Consider the following 16,947-nt stretch of genomic DNA (forward strand, 5'->3'; position numbering starts at 1 on the left):
AGGCCGCTCGTCAGTGCTGGTAGAAGCTGCGGCAGGTGAGCAGCGGCACAGGGTACGACTGCGGAACTATGCCTGCCCGCATAGTTCGGCGCGGCGGGTCGACCAGGGCAGGTCGGTGCGATTTCCGGGCTGTCAGCCCGGAGTCGGATTAGGCTCGGAAGCGCTATTCGCTGAGTGAAAGGCGCGAGGCGTGGGGCACTACAAGAGCAACGTGCGTGATCTCGAGTTCAACCTCTACGAGGTGCTCGACTTGGAGAAGGTTCTGGCGACCGGCGAGTTCGGGGATCTCGACCCCGACTCGGTGCGACAGATGCTCGACGAGGCCGCCCGGCTGGCCGAGGGGCCGCTCGCGGAGGCGTTCGCCGAGTCCGACCGCCACCCGCCGACGTTCGACCCGAACACGCACACCGTCACGCTCCCCGAACCGTTCAAGAAGTCGTTCCGCGCCTGGCAGCAGGGGGAGTGGTTCCGGATCGGCCTGTCCGAGGACATCGGCGGCGTCCCAGCACCCGCCATGGTGACGTGGGCGATCAACGAGCTTCCGCTCGGCGCTCAACCGGCGGCGTTCATGTACCTCGCCGGTCCGATCCTCGCCGACATCCTCTACCACGTCGGCAACGAACAGCAGAAGCACTGGGCCGCCATGGCCATCGACAGGAACTGGGGCGCCACCATGGTGCTCACCGAGCCCGACGCCGGCTCCGATGTCGGAGCAGGCCGCACCAAGGCCATCCAACAGCCGGACGGCACATGGCATCTCGACGGCGTGAAGCGCTTCATCACCAACGGCGACTCCGACGATCTGTTCGAGAACATCCTGCACATGGTGCTGGCGCGGCCGGAGGGCGCCGGGCCCGGTACCAAGGGCCTGAGCCTGTTCCTCGTCCCGAAGTTCCTGCCCGACGCCGAGACTGGCGAACCCGGCGAGCGCAACGGCGTGTTCGTCACCGGGCTCGAACACAAGATGGGGCTGAAGGTTTCGGCAACGTGCGAGCTGACGCTCGGCCAACACGGCACACCTGCCGTCGGGTGGCTGGTCGGTGATGCCCACAACGGCATCGTCCAGATGTTCAAGATCATCGAGTACGCGCGAATGATGGTGGGTACCAAGGCCATCGCCACGCTGTCGACCGGATACCTGAACGCCCTCGACTATGCCAAGACCCGCATCCAGGGCGCCGACATGACCCAGATGACCGACAAGGCGGCCCCTCGGGTCACGATCCTGCACCACCCCGACGTGCGTCGCGCATTGCTGGTGCAGAAGTCGTACGCAGAGGGGCTGCGCGCGCTGTATCTGTACACCGCGGCGCACCAGGACGTCGCTGCCGCGGCGATCGTGTCGGGTGCCGACGCCGGGATGGCCGGACGCGTGAACGACCTGCTGCTGCCGATCGTGAAGGGTGTTGGCTCCGAGCGGGCCTACCAGTGCCTCACGGAATCGCTGCAGACGTTCGGCGGATCGGGGTTCCTGCAGGACTATCCCGTCGAGCAGTACATCCGCGACGCCAAGATCGACTCGCTCTACGAGGGCACCACGGCGATCCAGGCGCAGGACTTCTTCTTCCGCAAGATCGCGCGCGACCACGGTGGCGCACTGGGGCACGTTGCAGGGCAGATCCAAGCGTTCCTCGAAAGCGATTCCGCGCGACCGGAACTCGCGGATTGCCGCAAGTCGCTGGCCGATGCGCTGGCCGATCTGCAGGGGATGCTGGCCACGATGACCGGCTACCTGATGGCATCGCAGGAGAATCCGCGACAGTTGTACAAGCTGGGCCTGCAGTCGGTCCCGTTCCTGCTGGCCGTCGGTGACGTGGTGATCGGCTGGTTGCTCCTGCGCAACGCCGAGGTCGCGCTCGGCGCGCTCGATGCGGGCCCTTCCGACCGGGATCGCGCGTTCTACGAAGGCAAGATCGGGGCGGCGAAGTTCTTCGTCCGCAACGTGTTACCGCGCCTGGCCGCCGAACGCAAAATCACCGACTCGGTTGACCTGTCTGCCATGGACCTTGCCGAGGAGTCCTTCTAGGAGGGCCGATCTGATGGCCGACGTGTTCGACTACGACGCAGAGCTGCGCCTGCACAACGAACTCTTCCGCGCCGCCGCCCGCGTCGGCCCTCGCGACCACGTGCTCGACATCGGCTGTGGTACAGGACTATCGACGCGTGAAGCCGCCCGTGCCGCGGTCGAAGGCAGCGCCTTGGGTGTCGACGTCTCCGCGGCGATGCTCGAACAAGCCCGTCGGCTCAGTGCCGCCGACGGATTGACCAACGTCACCTTCGAGCAGGCCGACGCCCAGGATCATCCGTTTCCGCCGGCGCGTTTCGAGCTGTGCATCAGCAGGTTCGGAACGATGTTCTTCGCCGACCCGGTCGCAGCATTCACCAACATCGGCCGCGCACTGCGGCCGCAGGCGCGCCTGGTGATGTTGGTTTGGCAAGAGCGCGACCGCAACGAGTGGGCCACCGCGATCCGCGAAACCCTCACTGCGGCAGGGGCTCCCACCGGCGGCCCCAACGCGTTCGCACTCGCCGACCCGACCGTCACGGAGGGCATCCTGACGGCGGCCGGCTTCACGGACGCCAACTTCACCGACGTGCACGAGCCCGTCTACTACGGCGCGGACGGGGCGACCGCCTTCGACGCCGTGTACCGGCTGCTGAAATTCAAGGACCTGATCGCCGACCTCGACGCCGCGGCCGCCGAAGACGCACGCGCGCGGCTACGCGCGATGCTCGACGCCCACGACACCGGCGACGGCGTCTACTTCGACTCGCGGGCCTGGATCGTCACGGCGAGCCGCAGCTGACCCCTACGGCGTGTAGCCGAACGGCAGCAGCACGCTCTTGGCCTCGGTGTACTGCTCGATGCCCTCCGGCCCGTTCTCGCGGCCGATGCCGGAATTCTTGTAGCCACCGAACGGCGCACCCGGATCGAAGGCGTACATGTTCACCGCATAGGTGCCGGTGCGGATCTTCTTCGCGATCTCGAGCGCCTTCGGGAAGTCGGTGGTGTACACGCTGCCTGCGAGCCCGTACGCCGAGTCGTTCGCGATGCGCACCGCGTCGTCCTCGGTGTCGAAGGGAATCACGGCAAGCACCGGGCCGAAGATTTCCTCCTGGGCGATGGTCATCGAGTTGTCGACGTCGGCAAAGACGGTGGGCTGCACGAACCAGCCGCTGTCCAACCCCTCGGGACGGCCGCCGCCGGTGACGATCCGCGCACCCTCCTCGACGCCCTTGCGGATGTAGCCTTCGACGCGTTCGCGCTGCTTCTCGGAGATCAGCGGCCCGATCATGGCGCCAGCGTCGTCGGGCAGCCCGATCGGCATGGCGGCGACGGCGGCGGACAGCTTCTCAACGACCTCGTCGTAGCGCGACCGCGGCGCCAGGATCCGGGTCTGACCCACGCAGGCCTGCCCACAGTTCATCAGGCCGGAGAACACCAGCATCGGCAGCGTCGAATCGAGGTCGGCGTCCTCGAGGATGATGGCCGCGGACTTGCCGCCGAGCTCCAGCGTGCAGGCCTTCAGCTTCTCGGCCGCGATCTTGGCGACCTCCTTGCCGACCCCCGAGCTGCCGGTGAAGGTGAACTTGTCCAACTCCGGATTGGCGGTCAGCGCGCGCCCGGTCTCGGCACCGCCGGGCACGATCGACAGCACGCCCTCGGGCAGTCCGGCCTCGGCGAACATCTCGGCCATCGCGAACACCGACAGCGGCGTCTCCGCGGCGGGCTTCAGCACCACGGTGCAGCCGGCCAACAGCGCGGGGCCGAGCTTGTTGGCGGCCAGAAAGAACGGCACGTTCCACGCGGTGACGGCGCCGACGACGCCGATCGGCTCCTTGAGCACCAGCGTCTGGCCGTAGACACCGTCGCGGATGTCCTGCCAGGTGAACTTGTCCGCGGCGCCGACGTAGTAGTTGAACGACGACATCGCGGCGCCGTACTGCATCATGTCGACGATCGTGGGCGGCTGCCCCGTCTCGGCGGCCAGCAGGAACTTCAGCTCGTCGCCGCGCTCCTCCATCAGCTTGACGGCGGCGCCAAGCACGGCGGCACGCTCTGCGGGCGACATGTGCGGCCACGGGCCCTCGTCGAACGCCTTGCGGGCGGCGGCGCAGGCCGCGTTGACGTCGGCCTCCGATGCCAGCGGCACCTTGCCGACCAGTTCGCCGGTGGCCGGCGAATGCACTTCGATGACCTCGGACGTGGCCGGCTCGACCCACTTGCCGCCGATGAACAGCTTGTCCCACTCGGTCTTGAAGGCAGTGCTCTGTGTCATGAGGGTCACATTACCCATCGAATCCCAAAACGAGAACCTGTTGCAGTTCACTGGTTCAGTGCGGCTGCAACACCAGCACCAGATTGCTGACCAGAAACTCCCGCAGCACCGGGACGCGCGTCATCCACCAGGCCCATCGTGGGTGGTAGCGGGGGAATGCGGCGACTAGCGCGCCGGTGCTGGCCGCCCAGTCCAAGCCGTCGGCGGCGGACACCGCGAACAACGACGATCCGTAGTCGTTCTTCGGCCGGTGGCCATGCTTGCGGGTGTACCGGTCGGCGGCGCGCGCCCCGCCGAAGTAATGCGTCAACCCCATCTCGTGCCCGCCGAACGGGCCCAGCCACACGGTGTACGACAGCACCACCAGCCCGCCCGGTTTGGTGACGCGCAGCATTTCGCTGCCGAGGCGCCAGGGCTGCGCGACGTGCTCGGCGACGTTCGACGACAGGCAGATGTCGACGCTGTCGTCGGCGAACGGAAGCGCCGTCCCGGAGGCCCGGACGAAGACGCCCGCGCCCGGCTCCCCGGCCGGGCCGGAATGCATCTCCTTCGGGTCCGGTTCGACGCCCACGTAGGTCAACCCGGCCTCGGTGAACGCCGTCGCGAAGTAGCCGGGGCCACCGCCGACGTCGAGCAGGGTGCGACCGGTGGTCGAGGTGGCCTGGAATGTGGTCCACAACGAGCTGACGAGCGAGACGGTGTCGTCGGCCAGGGCGCCGTAGAACCGCGCCGGGTCGCGTTGCTCGAACCGGAACTCGCCGAGCAGCCGAACCGACCGAGCCAGGGTGGCGCGGCGCGCGAAGTCGTTGCCGGCGGGCACGGCCGACGAGCGCGTGTGCGAGCAGCCGTCCACGCCGGCCACCCTAGCCAGCGGTTAGGCTGGTCGGCGATGTCTGGCCCCCCGATCCGCTCCGTGTTGCTGCTGTGTTGGCGCGACACCGGTCACCCGCAGGGTGGGGGCAGCGAAACCTACCTGCAACGGATCGGCGCCCAGCTGGCCGCTCGCGGCGTGAACGTCACCCTGCGGACCGCTCGCTATCCGGGGGCGCTGCGACGCGAAGTCGTCGACGGCGTGACGATCAGCCGCGCAGGCGGGCCCTACACCGTCTATCTCTGGGCGGGGCTGGCGCTGCTCGGTGCCCGCGTCGGCATCGGGCCGCTGGGCAGGCGACGTCCGGACGTGGTGGTCGACACCCAGAACGGGCTGCCGTTCCTGGCCCGGCTGGCGTTCGGTCGCCGAACCGCCGTGCTGGTGCACCACTGCCACCGCGAGCTGTGGCCCGTGGCTGGCCGGGTCTTCAGCCGCGTGGGCTGGTTCGTCGAGTCGACGCTCTCGCCGTGGCTGCACCGCCGCAACCAGTACGTGACGGTGTCGCTGCCGTCGGCGCGCGACCTGGCCGACCTCGGGGTGAACCCCGATCACGTCGCGGTGGTGCGCAACGGGCTCGACGAGGCGCCCGCGGACACCCTCGAGCTGCCGAGGTCTGCGACACCGCGCGTCGTCGTGCTGTCGAGACTGGTGCCGCACAAGCAAATCGAGGACGCGCTGGACGCCGTTGCCCTGCTGTCGCCCAAGGTGCCCGGCCTGCACCTCGACGTCGTCGGCGGCGGCTGGTGGGAAGACCGTCTGGTCGCCCATGCCGCCGGCCTCGGCATCTCCGATGCGGTGACGTTCCACGGACACGTCGACGAATACGCGAAACATCAACTGCTGCAGCGTAGTTGGGTGCACCTGATGCCGTCGTGCAAGGAGGGCTGGGGTCTCGCGGTGACGGAGGCGGCCCAGCACGCCGTGCCGACCATCGGCTACCGGTCCTCCGGCGGGCTCACCGATTCGATCGTCGACGGCGTCACCGGGCTGCTGGTCGACGACCGCGCCGAGTTGGTGGCCGGCCTGGAGCGGCTGCTGGCCGACGACGTGCTGCGCGAGCAGCTCGGCGCCAAGGCTCAGGTGCGCAGTGGCGAATTCTCTTGGGGCCAAAGCGCCGACGCGATGCACGACGTGCTGACCGCCGTGCTCGCCGGCCGGATGGTCAGCGGCATCGTCTAACCAGCACGCCGACGGGTGACGACCGAGCCGATCGCGCTGGTGATCAACGCCGCCAGCCACACCAGGTGCGCGGCGATCAGCACCTCGCGGTGCGCTGCCGCCGGATGATCGCCACCCACCCGGTACACCGTCAGGTCGTCACCGCGATACGCCACGGGTAGGGGCAGCGTCGCGCCCGCCGACTCCACGACCACCCAGCCGACACCCGCGCGCGCCACGTCGTCGGCGTTGGCGCCGGAACTCACCAACTGCTGCACCGAGCGGGCCCGCTCGCCCTCGCCGGGGACCACCTTGCCGCCGATCACCAGGTCACCCGTGGTCAGCACGTCGGCCGACACCCAGCGCGGCAGCGGATCGAGCACGGGCGCCGGTCCGGCCCAGGCGAACTCGCGCAAGCTGTCCGGCGGAAGCATCACCACGGGGCGGGGGTCGGCGTTGATGAGCGCGGCCGCCTCCGCCCAACTCGGCGGGTACCGGACCGAGGTGACCTTGCCCCCCACGCCCCAGGCCAAATCCGGCAGGACCGCCAGCAATGCCAGGCAGCAGGCGGCGGCGGTGGCGGCGGCGGGCACTCGGTGACGCATCGTGACGACCGCAGCAGCGCCGGCGAGCGCATAGCCGGGCATCGCCAGCGCCACCCATTTCTGTGCGTCCCGCAGCACCCCGAGGCCGGGCAGCGTCCGCACGGTCGCCTCGACGACGGCCAGGCCGGGTCCGGTCGCCATCAACGCAGGCACGACGACGGCGACGGCCGCCAGGGCGAGCATTGGCACCGCGGGGGAGCGGCGCAGCGCAGTCGGCAGGCCAACGGCCACGACGGCGAGCAACACCACGGTGGCCACCACGGCGAAAAGCGTTGTGCGCGAGGATGGTACGGCCTGCGCGTTCCAGATGCCGCCCAGCCCGGCCAGGCTGAACAACGTGCCGAGCCCCGGTTCGGCGCGCGCGGCGAACGCACTCACACCCGACGCCTGCGACGACGACAGCGAGCCGGCCACCATCGACGCGACGAGCCAGGGCAGCGCGGCCACCACCGCCGCGCCCAAGCTGACCGCCGCGCAAGCCCACCGCGTCCGGCCGAGTCCCGGTGCCAGGCAGCACGTCAACGCGACGGTCGCGGCGAGCATCAACCCAGTCGGGGTCAAGCCGGCCAAAGCCATCCAGAACACCGCCTGCCACCAGGCGCCACCGATCCCGCGCAGCCGCAGAATCGCCACCGCCATCCACGGCAGACAGCCATAGCCGACCAGCAGGCTCCAGTGCCCCTGCAACAACCGTTCGGCGACGTACGGATTCCACACGGCCAGCGTGGCGGCGACGAACTGGCCGGACAGACCCGCATCGGGCAGAACGACGGCGGCCAACCGGGCCGCACCCCAGCCCGCCAGCCACAGCCCCGCGATGAGCAGCGCCTTGACCACCACTCCACCGTCGACCACGTGGGACGCCACCGCGACGGCGAAGTCCTGCGGCAGCGCGCGCGGCGCAGCCTCGGACAATCCCAGCGCCGCATCGGACAGATACGAGCGCGGCGTCGACACCGCGTCGCGCAGCAGCAGGTATCCCGGCGCCAGCAGCGGTGCCGTCACCAACAACGCCAGCGCCAGCGCGTACGCGGGCACCGCCCAGCGGACGGCCGGGCGTCGAATCAGAGCCGGTGTCAGACCGGTCTGTCCGGAGGCAGGTCTGATGGTCTCTGGGTGGGCAGCTTCTCGGTCTGCGCCTCGGCGGCCGGCATCGGACCGGAGTCGTCGGCGCCGCGTCTGGAGAAGAAACCGTGGTCGGCATCGTCGAGCCCCGGATCGATCAGTGCCGACTCGGCGCGCAACGTGAACGATCCCAGCAGCACCCCACCCACCAGGAAGACCAGGCCCAGCCCGGTGAACGTGATCGGCAGGATGCGGCCCCACAGCGCCACCTCGTCCCGCTCGTCGCGGGCGCTGGCCACCTGCGACTCGACGGTCTGCTCGGTCGAGGTGACGTTGTAGTCGGCGAACGTCACCTCCGGCTTGAGCGCGTCGCGGGCGTAGTAGTGAAAGCCGTGCTCCTTGGCCTTCACGATGGTGCCCGAGACGGGGTCCACCCAGAACGTGCGCTGCGCCGCGTAGTAGCGCGTCATCGTGATCGGCTCGGCCGGGTCACCCGGCAGGCCCCACAACTCGGCGCGGGCGGTGACCTGGCTGTCCTCGTCGTTGTCGTACAGCGACGCGTACTTCACCGGGTCGACGAGCTTGGCGTCGTCGCCGCTGCCGTCGTAACCGATGTGCTGCGTGAACCGGTACGTGGTGAGGCCGTTGACGTCCTCTTCGGCCTCGTAGTTCGCGTCGAACGGCTTCTGCGCGATCGGGTCGAAGTACGGATAGGTCTTCTTCTCCGTGTCGAACGGGAAGCGGTAGGACAGCCCCTCGTGCGGCAGTGCGACGTTGGTCGGCGGGCTGGAGTCTTCGATGCTGCGTGGCTTCTGCACCGCGCCACCCGGGTTGGTGTCGCTGGACACGGCCATGGCGGTCTTGCGGTCGAGCGTGACGGTGTCGACGAGCGCCAGCAGCAGGCCGTTGTCCTGTTGCTTGTCGGTGCGCTTCAGCGTGCTACCCACCTGCAGGGTGACGACATCCGCATTGGACGGCGCCTCGACACTGAGCTGCTGCTGCAGCGAGACCGGCACGTTCTTGCTGACGACGAACTTCTCCTGCAGCAGCGATGCCGGGTCGAATGCGACGCCCGTGCCGTCGCTGACCAGCGTCGTGTCCAGGTTGAGTGGAATCTTGGCGATCTTGCCCTTGGTGTAGGTGGACAGTAGAAGCGCGGCAATCAGGAGGGCGGCGCCCAATCCCATGAGCCCGCACGCTGCGATACGCAGCGCCACAGCGCGGTTCAAACCGTGCCTCCTCGTCTTCGTGGCGACGACACCATTCGATGTCAGATGCCGCCACATGCCCCGACCAGGCAGTGGAGGCAAACCCTGTCGACCCTAACAGTCTCAGGTTAGGGGCGACGCGTGCCGCAGCGGCATCCGGCAGACTGGGCGCCGTGGGCATCGAGACCGGCGGGCAGGAGCGTGGCTTCCTTCCTGCCGTCGAGGGTATGCGCGCCTGTGCGGCGGTGGGCGTCGTCATCACCCACGTCGCCTTCCAGACGGGGCACACCACCTGGGCCACCGGTCGGCTGCTCGGCCGGTTCGACCTCGCCGTTGCGGTGTTCTTCGCGCTGTCGGGATTTCTGTTGTGGCGCGGACATGCCGCTGCCGCGCGTGGACTGCGTCACGTCCCCGCGACGGGGCACTACCTGCGATCCAGGATCGTGCGCATCATGCCGGGCTATCTGGTGGCCGTCGTGGTGATCCTCACACTGTTGCCCGACGCCAACGCCGATCTGGTGGTGTGGCTGGCCAACCTGTCGCTGACCCAGATCTACGTGCCGTTGACGTTGACGGCGGGCCTCACCCAGATGTGGAGCCTGTCGGTCGAGGTCACGTTCTATCTGGCGTTGCCGTTTCTGGCCTTGCTGGCGCGCAGGCTGCCGGTGCGAGCGCGCATCCCGGTGATCGTGGCGTTGGCGCTGGCCAGCTTTGGCTGGGGGCTGATCCCGTTCGACGTGCCGTTCGGCGTGAACTCGCTGACCTGGCCACCGGCCTTCTTCTCCTGGTTCGCCGCGGGCATGGTGCTGGCGGAGCTGACGGTCAGCCCGGTGGGGTGGGCGCACCGATTGGCGCGTCGCCGCGTGTTGATGGCGTTGATCGCCGCGGCTGCCTTCGGTGTGGCCGCGTCGCCGCTCGCCGGCCCGGAGGGCCTCATTCCGGGAAACCTGGGCCAGTTCGTCGTGAAGACGGCGATGGGTGCGGTGGTGGCCGCCGCGCTGCTGGCGCCCTTGGCGCTGGACCGCCCCGACACGAGTCACCGCATCCTCGCCAGCGCCACGATGGTGACGCTGGGCCGGTGGTCCTACGGCCTGTTCGTCTGGCATCTCGCAGCGCTGGCCATGGTGTTCCCGGTGATCGGCGAGTTCCCGTTCAACGGGCACATGCCGGTGGTGTTGGTGTTGACGGTGATCTTCGGCTTCGCGATCGCGGCGGTGAGTTACGCGCTGGTGGAGTCGCCGTGCCGGGAAGCGTTGCGGCGCTGGGAGTACCGGCAGGCGCGACGCGGCGAGGCATCTCCGCCGCCGCTGGACAGTTCGGTGACCGATTCGCCGGAGCCCATCGTCGCGCGGTGACGTCGGCGCACCCCTCACCGCCGAACGTGAAGTTGTTGGCCAACTTTCGCTGATTCTTCGCAATCTTCCGCACTCTCGGCGGCACGTTGGAAGGATCGTCGGGCCTTGGGTGTCGCTAAATCCTGTCGACGTCGGTGGACTCCCTGTGAGACGGTCGACGAATGTCATGGGATGCTCCGGAACTGTGCTGGCAGTTCCCCGTCGGGGATGACCCGCCGAATGACCTTCCCGCCGAGTGGGCGTCGGCCACTCGCGCCGTCACGCGCGACCTTGGCTGTGGCCGGCACGGTCGGTCCATCGGCTTCTCAAACGTGATGTGGTGGATTTCGGCCGACGACGGGTCCGTGTGCGTGGGCTTCGCGGTGGCCGGTGACGCCGACGTCGGCGCCTATCAGCGGTGTCTTGAGTATCGCCTGGACACGACCCCGGCACAGGCGACGGTGTGGATGGCCGACGACGTGCAGTACGAACTAACGGGGTATGAGTTCGTGGAATGGCCCATCGTGGACCGCCGCATCTTGGTCCCGCAGATCATCGACGACCAGCCGGCGTGGGTGGACCCAAAGACCGACGCCGTGATCGCGCGCATTGGCGAACTGTGCGAGGCTACGGACCCTTTCCGCCGAATGTGAAGGTATTGCTCAACTTTCGCCGATTCTTCGCAATCTTCTTCACTCTCGGCGGCGTTCCCTCACCGGTACCGCCGACGCCGCCACCATGCCGACGCTGATCAACGCCAACAACTGCAGTCCCCAGGAGTGCCCGAGGTAGCCGTCGACCGACCGCCACGGGTACTGGCTGAGCACCGCGCCGGCCAGGATCAACCCACCCGCGGTGGCGCCGATCGTCACGCGTTCCGTCCACTTGGGCGGCAGCAGTCGGCGCAGCGCCAGACATGCGCCCACCACGACGGCTCCGGCCGGGCCGGAGACGATGAAACCGATCAAGAGGACGCCAAGGCCCGCGACCACCACGCCCGGCTGCCACGTCCTGGGTGGTTGATCCGTTCTCGGTGTCCGACGGACGGGCAGCAAGGCCAACAGTGCGAGCAGCGGCAGCAGCGCCAGGCCGCCGAACAACCCGATGCGGTACGGGGTGTTCGCGGGGAAGTCCAGGGTGATCGTGCCGGACGTGCCCGCCGGGATGATCCAGCCCTGCTGCCACCCGTTGACCGTCACGGGCGTCAACGCGGCGCCGTCGCCCGCGTGCGCCACCCAGCCGGGATTGATGCTCTCGGGCACCACCAACACGCGCGACGTGGGCGACGCGGTCACGTCGACCTCGCGGTGATCGGCCGTCCATCGGCCGGTGTGCACCGGCGTCGCGGCGGCGCCCCGCAATTGCGCGGCGAGCGGGCCGGCCAACTGCACGCCGTCGACCACGAATGCGCGGCCCGGACTGATGAGCAGCTCCTGCTCCCCGGCGGGCAGCGAGATCGGTCCTGGCTGACAGGATTTCGCGGGAATCGGTTGGCCGTCAAGTAGGGCGCCGACGGTCGTGGTGACCGACGTCTGCACGAATTGCCCGGCGACACCGATGATCGGCCCGCTTCCGCACGGCAACTGGATGGTGCGGGCGCGGTTGCGGGCCGGGTCTGCGGGAGCAATGGGTACTCCGCGGCCGTCCAGCGCGGTGACCTCGGCAAGGCCCGGCGGCTTAACCTGGTCGAAACCCAGTGAGGTGCGGTCGATTACGTCGTCCCAGTCGAGAATCGACAACGTGACGGTGTCCGTCACGCGGGGGTGCAGCGGCACGGTCTGCGTTCGACCGTCGGGGTCCAGAGCACGAACCTGCGGCCCGTCACCCAGATCGATGGCCACCATGGTCGGGTGGGCGGGCAGTGCCGACGTGCTCGGCGTCAGGCGCAGGGCCGCGACGTTGGTCGGCGCGGGCAGGTGCAGTTGAAGGTTGGGCGCCGTGCGGTGCTGGACCACGTTCTGCGGCGCGGTCCACGCGGTGCGCGGGTCGCCGTCGGCGGCGGCGTACGCCGAGCCGAGCACGTCGATCGGGTCGGCATCGCCTACTGAGCGCGTGGCGCCTGGCGCCGCGATGAGGTCGGCGAGGTTGGGCCCCTGCCGCGCGCGCAGCCACACCGTCGGCGTCACGTCGGTGGTCTTCGGCACGGTCAGCGTGCGGCTCAGGTTGACCGGCTCCTCCGGTGACGACGCCATCGCCGCCGCGCACAGCACCCCGGTGGGGCCGTCCGCACATCCCGGGCGGCCGAGCAGCTCGGAGCCCAGATCCCATTGCGCCACAGCCGAACCGGACGGCGGCCCCGGCACCACGACGGTGTGCCGCAAGCTCACCGGCTGCGCGTACCCGGACGCGTCGTATTGGGTGACGGAGAAGTCGGTGATGCCGAACTGCACGCCCGGCGAGCCGTCGTTGGTCCCGACCGCCGTGAACCGGACCCAGGGAGTCTCGCCGTAGGGCAGGGCGGCCGTGAGCGCCTTGCCGGGCTCGTCGAACCGCAGCGTGCTGGTGCCGTTGGCGGTGGCCACCTCGATGCGACGGACCTGTGCCCCGACCGCGGTGGCGCTGGGGGTGATGGTGACCGTCGCATTGTTGATGGGGTGGTCGAAGTCGACCTGCAACCACTGACCGACGGCCGCCTGCAGGGCGTTGGAGACCCAACTGGTCGACGTGTCACCGTCGATCGCCGCGGCGGGACCGAGCGCCGTCGCGACGTTGGGCAGCGCCGTCGAGTCCGCCGCCGAGCTGGACACCGAGAGCCGGCCGCCGGGCCACTGACCGTAGACGGTGTCGGCGCCACCGGCCGGGTAATCCATCACCCGGTTGAAGGTGTGCCGAATGTCGTTGGGAGCGCGGATCGCCGACGAGTGATCGTCGACGCGCCCATAGTCGGTCTCCCGCGCCACCGGGGTGTCGGTGACGGTGACGATCGGTGCGGGCAGCCCCGCGCGTTCCGCGTCGGAGGTGAGCAGCATCGGTCCGAGCGGCGGCTGCCCGAGCAAGCGTCGGCGCTCGTCGAGTCGCAGCAGCGCCTCGGGGCCGCCGTCGACGCGGGCCATCGCATCGGTGTCGGCGACGTACGGGCGGGTGGGAATGGACGTCGGTCCCGCGTCCACGCGATAGATCTCCACGGCCGGGTAGAGGGGGCGAAGCCCACTGTCGGTGATGAATCCCCGCAGCGTCCCGGGGCCCACCGACTCACCGAACTGAGCGACCTTCGCCAGTCCGGGTGAGAGATTCATGGTGCGGTGCACCAGAATTGGTCGCGCCGAACGCGACGTTTCCGGATCCAGGTCATTGCGCACCACGACGTACGAAATCCCTTGTCGCGCAAGAGTGTCGGCCAACCCGGCGGACGGCCGCCCCGCAGCGAACAGGCGTTGCACCGAGTCCAGCGCCCGGATGGTCTGCGGCGGCGTCAGGGGAATCGAGTCGCGCACCCCCCACGGGCTGTCGCCGAGCACCTGCAGCGGTTCGTCGTGACTGTTGCCCCACGTCTGGGTGGCGAACGGGGCTCCGGGTACCACCAGGACCCGCCCCGCAGCTTGCCCGTCCGACCCGTTGTGTTCGTCGAGCCAGTCCGCTGTGTCGTGCCAGTACTGCGGGATCGCCGTGAAAGTGCCGGGCGGGGTGAGCCTTCCGGTCCAGGCCAGGGCTGTTCCCGCGGCGAGCGCGACCAGCACGACGATGCCGACGGCCACCCGCTTGTCGCGTTCGGGATGGGCGAACGCGAGCACCCACTCTCTTCGGGACACGGTGCCCGGCAACGGGATGCGGCCGAGCAGATGGGCCAGTCCGAGCACGAGCGGCAGCCGGATCAGTGGCTCGAGCTTGTGCACGTTGCGCACAGGCGTGCCCGCCGCGTCCAGGAAGGCCTGCACCTGGTGGGCCACCGGCGACCCGAGTCCACCGGGGTAGCCCACCGCCAGCAACGCCAGACCGAGCAGCAGCATCGCGATCAACCGACACCGCGCGGGCATGGTCCGCAGCGCCAGGCCAACGAGACCTGCCGCGGCCACCAGCGTCGTGGCCAGCACGGCAACCGAGCCCGTCACCAGGGAGGAACCCGCCGTCGCCGTCGGCGCCACGAACGGCGTCCAACTGTAGGTGCCCCGCAGCACCTCGGTCAGCGACAGCCACTGCGTCGTCACCCCGGACGATTCGATGAAGTCCAGGAACGGCGGGCTGATCCGGCCGAGCATGACGAGCGCGACCACCCACCACGTCACCGCGAGCACCGCGCACAGTGCCCACCACGCGGTGAACCGCCACCAGAGCTTGTTCGGCCGGTGCGCCGCCCACCAGACCAGGGCGGCCAGACAGCCGGTCAGCGTGGCGACGGCATTCACCGCGCCCATCAGGGCGACGGCCCCGGCAGACCGCGCGGCCAGCACCCGCACGGAGCCCTGACCTCGTAAAGCCAGGATCACCGGCAGCAGCACCCAGGGGGCGAGCATCATCGGCAGGGTCTCCGACGAGATGGCGCCGACCGTGGTCAACACCCGCGGCGACAACGCGAACGCCACCCCGGCGATCACCCGGGACGAGGGGCTGCCGATGCCGAGCGCTTCCGCGACGCGCAGCACGCCCCAGAACCCGACGACGAGCAGCAGCGCCCACCACAGCCGCTGCGTCACCCAGCCGGGGACACCGAGCACGTCACCGGCGAGGAAGAAGGCGCCGTGCGGGAAGAGGTAGCCGTAGGCCTGATTCTGCGCCTGACCGAACGGCAGATCGCTGTTCCACAGGTTCGCCGCGCGCGCCAGGAAGCGCAGCGGGTTGGCGGTGAGGTCGAGCTTGGTGTCGGGAGAGATCCGTCCGGGAGACTGCGAGAACGTCAGGGCCAATGCCGCCGCAGCGACCACCCACAGCCAGCGCCGCGCCATCGGCACGGCCCCGGAGCTAACCTCTGTCGCCGTACTCGACCCTGTTGAGCACCGACGAGCCTGGGTCACCGGCCTGGACGGGAGGCTTCGTGTCCTGCTGAACCATCAGCGTCAACCCGAAGATGGCGGCTGCACCGAGCAACAGGCCGACCACGATGCTCGCGGCGGCGGGCAAGACGAAGCGGTCCATCGGGCCAAACTAGCACGGCGACGTGTGTGCCCCTCCACACGCGGGCGCGCGGAAACGCACGTTTGCCACCTACGGCGTCACCAGCAGTGCGTACTGCGCGGCGGCGCGTTGTCGGGCGTCCGCCTCATCGCTGCTGTACGTGCCCGCGACATATCGGTCGTACCGCACGTAGCACTCGAACTTGAGGCCCGGCGTGTCCTTCCAGGACTCGGGCGTCATTGCGAAGCACTTCGAGTCCGCAAGGCCTGGCACACCGTCGACGGGATGGTCGATGTCCGAATCCGTGGCTACCTCCTCAGCCGTCAACTGCGTCGCGGCGTCGCGATCACGCGCGCGTAGTAGCGTCGAGCCGCCCAGGGTCGGGTCGATCCACACTCCCACCTGGTCGACTCCGGCATTCTCATACGTCCTGTTCTTTCTCTCGCGTTCGTTCTGAACCTGTCGGGCACCGTTGGGTCCATAGCTGGCGACGGCGGCCGACAGTGCTGGATCTGTCCCAGGGGTGAGGTCGACCAACCGGCCGAGAACCCCGTCCGGATCCTTGGGAAGCTTCGCGATCCGTCCAACCGGGGTGGGCTGAAAGCGGTCCAGCACCGGGATCTCCTGGTCGAACGTCTTCTCCACCATTCCCGTCAGCGTCTCCAGATTCGGGGTCGGATTGGTGACCAGCACATGAATGACGAAGTCGTCGTGTGCAAGTGTGGACGCCAGCGATGCATAGTTCGTTCGCCAATGCCCGTGTGCCGTAGGATATTTCGTTACCGGCACCGGAACGTTCTCGGGGCTGACCGCGAAGTCCGCCGCATCCATCTCAACCGCGGCGTTCTTGGCCGCCGCGGTATCCGGAAACCGCAGCAGCATTATCATCACCGTCTTCACGTCTTCTTCTGGCCGCTGCGAGTCCGATGGGGCGATGTCGGTGTTGTTCACCATGAGCAGGCGCCCAGCGATCATTCCGTACTTGGACAGGACGGGTGCCACGACGGCCTGACCGGTCAGCGAGATGTTCGACGCGACGTCCGACGGGGTGACGAGTGGCCCAAAGAAGGTCTGTACGGCCAAAGTCGGGTCGACGCTCATCGGATCGGCAATCGCCTCGGCCATCCGGATCGCCTCCGCCATCCGACCCTCGCCTTCGGAGGCGACCTGACCGAGCTTGCGGGGCAACGTCAAATACGTGCCGGTGTCGAGCGTCGACAGATCAACCGCCGCCGGTTTCGACGGCGTAGCCGGAGGCGAGGCCGTCCCCCCGACGTCGTGGCCGCAGGCCGACAGCAGCACTGCCGAGAGGCCAGCCGCAACGGCAAGCCGCGATATCGGTCCGTACATTTCGTTGCTCCCTTTAGTCGAGACTCG

12 protein-coding genes are annotated in these 16,947 nt (G+C 68.9%); 5 read left to right on the plus strand and 7 right to left on the minus strand.

Features of this window, described 5'->3' with window-relative positions:
• Positions 1-190 precede the first annotated feature (190 nt).
• Both N536_RS0100665 and N536_RS0100670 read left to right on the plus strand, forming a co-directional pair.
• Positions 191-2,026 carry an acyl-CoA dehydrogenase gene (locus tag N536_RS0100665; protein WP_029111842.1) on the plus strand — a complete coding sequence of 612 codons (1,836 nt, stop codon included), beginning with the start codon at positions 191-193 and terminating at the stop codon, positions 2,024-2,026.
• Entirely contained in the window at positions 2,007-2,807 is an 801-nt protein-coding gene (locus N536_RS0100670) for a class I SAM-dependent methyltransferase (RefSeq protein ID WP_255358385.1), read from the plus strand. Before N536_RS0100665 ends, N536_RS0100670 begins: the two co-directional genes overlap by 20 nt.
• A 3-nt stretch (positions 2,808-2,810) precedes the next feature.
• On the opposite strand, the gene N536_RS0100675 is transcribed toward N536_RS0100670, so the two are convergent.
• Complete coding sequence (locus N536_RS0100675) at positions 2,811-4,280, minus strand: aldehyde dehydrogenase (protein WP_029111844.1); 1,470 nt, start codon at positions 4,278-4,280, stop codon at positions 2,811-2,813.
• A 55-nt stretch (positions 4,281-4,335) separates the two neighbouring features.
• Entirely contained in the window at positions 4,336-5,100 is a 765-nt protein-coding gene (locus N536_RS0100680) for a class I SAM-dependent methyltransferase (RefSeq protein WP_029111845.1), read from the minus strand.
• A gap of 69 nt (positions 5,101-5,169) precedes the next feature.
• Between N536_RS0100680 and N536_RS0100685 the strand changes: the two genes are divergently transcribed.
• On the plus strand, positions 5,170-6,330 hold the full coding sequence (locus N536_RS0100685) for a glycosyltransferase family 4 protein (protein WP_029111846.1): 1,161 nt from the start codon (positions 5,170-5,172) through the stop codon (positions 6,328-6,330).
• On the opposite strand, the gene N536_RS0100690 is transcribed toward N536_RS0100685, so the two are convergent.
• Positions 6,327-7,952 carry a hypothetical protein gene (locus N536_RS0100690; RefSeq protein ID WP_197040036.1) on the minus strand — a complete coding sequence of 542 codons (1,626 nt, stop codon included), beginning with the start codon at positions 7,950-7,952 and terminating at the stop codon, positions 6,327-6,329. The two genes, N536_RS0100685 and N536_RS0100690, sit on opposite strands and share 4 nt — an antisense overlap.
• Positions 7,953-7,990: 38 nt before the next feature.
• Positions 7,991-9,208: a DUF3068 domain-containing protein gene (locus tag N536_RS0100695; RefSeq protein WP_029111848.1), complete on the minus strand. Its 1,218-nt coding sequence runs from the start codon at positions 9,206-9,208 to the stop codon at positions 7,991-7,993.
• Positions 9,209-9,414: 206 nt separating this feature from the next.
• Here N536_RS0100695 and N536_RS0100700 point away from each other — a divergent pair, with 206 nt between their 5' ends.
• The gene (locus N536_RS0100700) at positions 9,415-10,542 is read left to right on the plus strand and encodes an acyltransferase (protein WP_231514409.1); all 1,128 of its coding nucleotides are present in this window, start codon (positions 9,415-9,417) and stop codon (positions 10,540-10,542) included.
• Positions 10,543-10,703: 161 nt separating this feature from the next.
• Entirely contained in the window at positions 10,704-11,174 is a 471-nt protein-coding gene (locus N536_RS0100705; RefSeq protein ID WP_029111850.1) for a hypothetical protein, read from the plus strand.
• A 39-nt stretch (positions 11,175-11,213) separates the two neighbouring features.
• Here the strand turns inward: N536_RS0100705 and N536_RS0100710 are convergent, their stop codons facing one another.
• The 3 genes from N536_RS0100710 to N536_RS0100720 all read right to left on the minus strand — a co-directional run bounded on the left by N536_RS0100710 (position 11,214) and on the right by N536_RS0100720 (position 16,920).
• The gene (locus tag N536_RS0100710; protein ID WP_081808987.1) at positions 11,214-15,401 is read right to left on the minus strand and encodes an alpha-(1->3)-arabinofuranosyltransferase; all 4,188 of its coding nucleotides are present in this window, start codon (positions 15,399-15,401) and stop codon (positions 11,214-11,216) included.
• Between the two features lie 16 nt (positions 15,402-15,417).
• Positions 15,418-15,591 carry a DUF2613 domain-containing protein gene (locus N536_RS41155; RefSeq protein WP_081808988.1) on the minus strand — a complete coding sequence of 58 codons (174 nt, stop codon included), beginning with the start codon at positions 15,589-15,591 and terminating at the stop codon, positions 15,418-15,420.
• A 69-nt stretch (positions 15,592-15,660) separates the two neighbouring features.
• The gene (locus N536_RS0100720; RefSeq protein WP_029111852.1) at positions 15,661-16,920 is read right to left on the minus strand and encodes a hypothetical protein; all 1,260 of its coding nucleotides are present in this window, start codon (positions 16,918-16,920) and stop codon (positions 15,661-15,663) included.
• Between the last annotated feature and the right edge of the window lie 27 nt (positions 16,921-16,947).

The sequence above is a fragment of the Mycobacterium sp. URHB0044 genome, from assembly GCF_000620625.1.
Classification (GTDB): domain Bacteria; phylum Actinomycetota; class Actinomycetes; order Mycobacteriales; family Mycobacteriaceae; genus Mycobacterium.

Coding starts and splice junctions, on each gene's coding strand:
- N536_RS0100675 (WP_029111844.1), bottom strand. CDS start 4,280: ATGACACAGAGCACTGCCTTCAAGACCGAGTGGGACAAGCTGTTCATC.
- N536_RS0100685 (WP_029111846.1), top strand. CDS start 5,170: ATGTCTGGCCCCCCGATCCGCTCCGTGTTGCTGCTGTGTTGGCGCGAC.
- N536_RS0100700 (WP_231514409.1), top strand. CDS start 9,415: ATGCGCGCCTGTGCGGCGGTGGGCGTCGTCATCACCCACGTCGCCTTC.
- N536_RS0100705 (WP_029111850.1), top strand. CDS start 10,704: ATGTCATGGGATGCTCCGGAACTGTGCTGGCAGTTCCCCGTCGGGGAT.
- N536_RS0100710 (WP_081808987.1), bottom strand. CDS start 15,401: ATGGCGCGGCGCTGGCTGTGGGTGGTCGCTGCGGCGGCATTGGCCCTG.
- N536_RS41155 (WP_081808988.1), bottom strand. CDS start 15,591: ATGGACCGCTTCGTCTTGCCCGCCGCCGCGAGCATCGTGGTCGGCCTG.
- N536_RS0100720 (WP_029111852.1), bottom strand. CDS start 16,920: ATGTACGGACCGATATCGCGGCTTGCCGTTGCGGCTGGCCTCTCGGCA.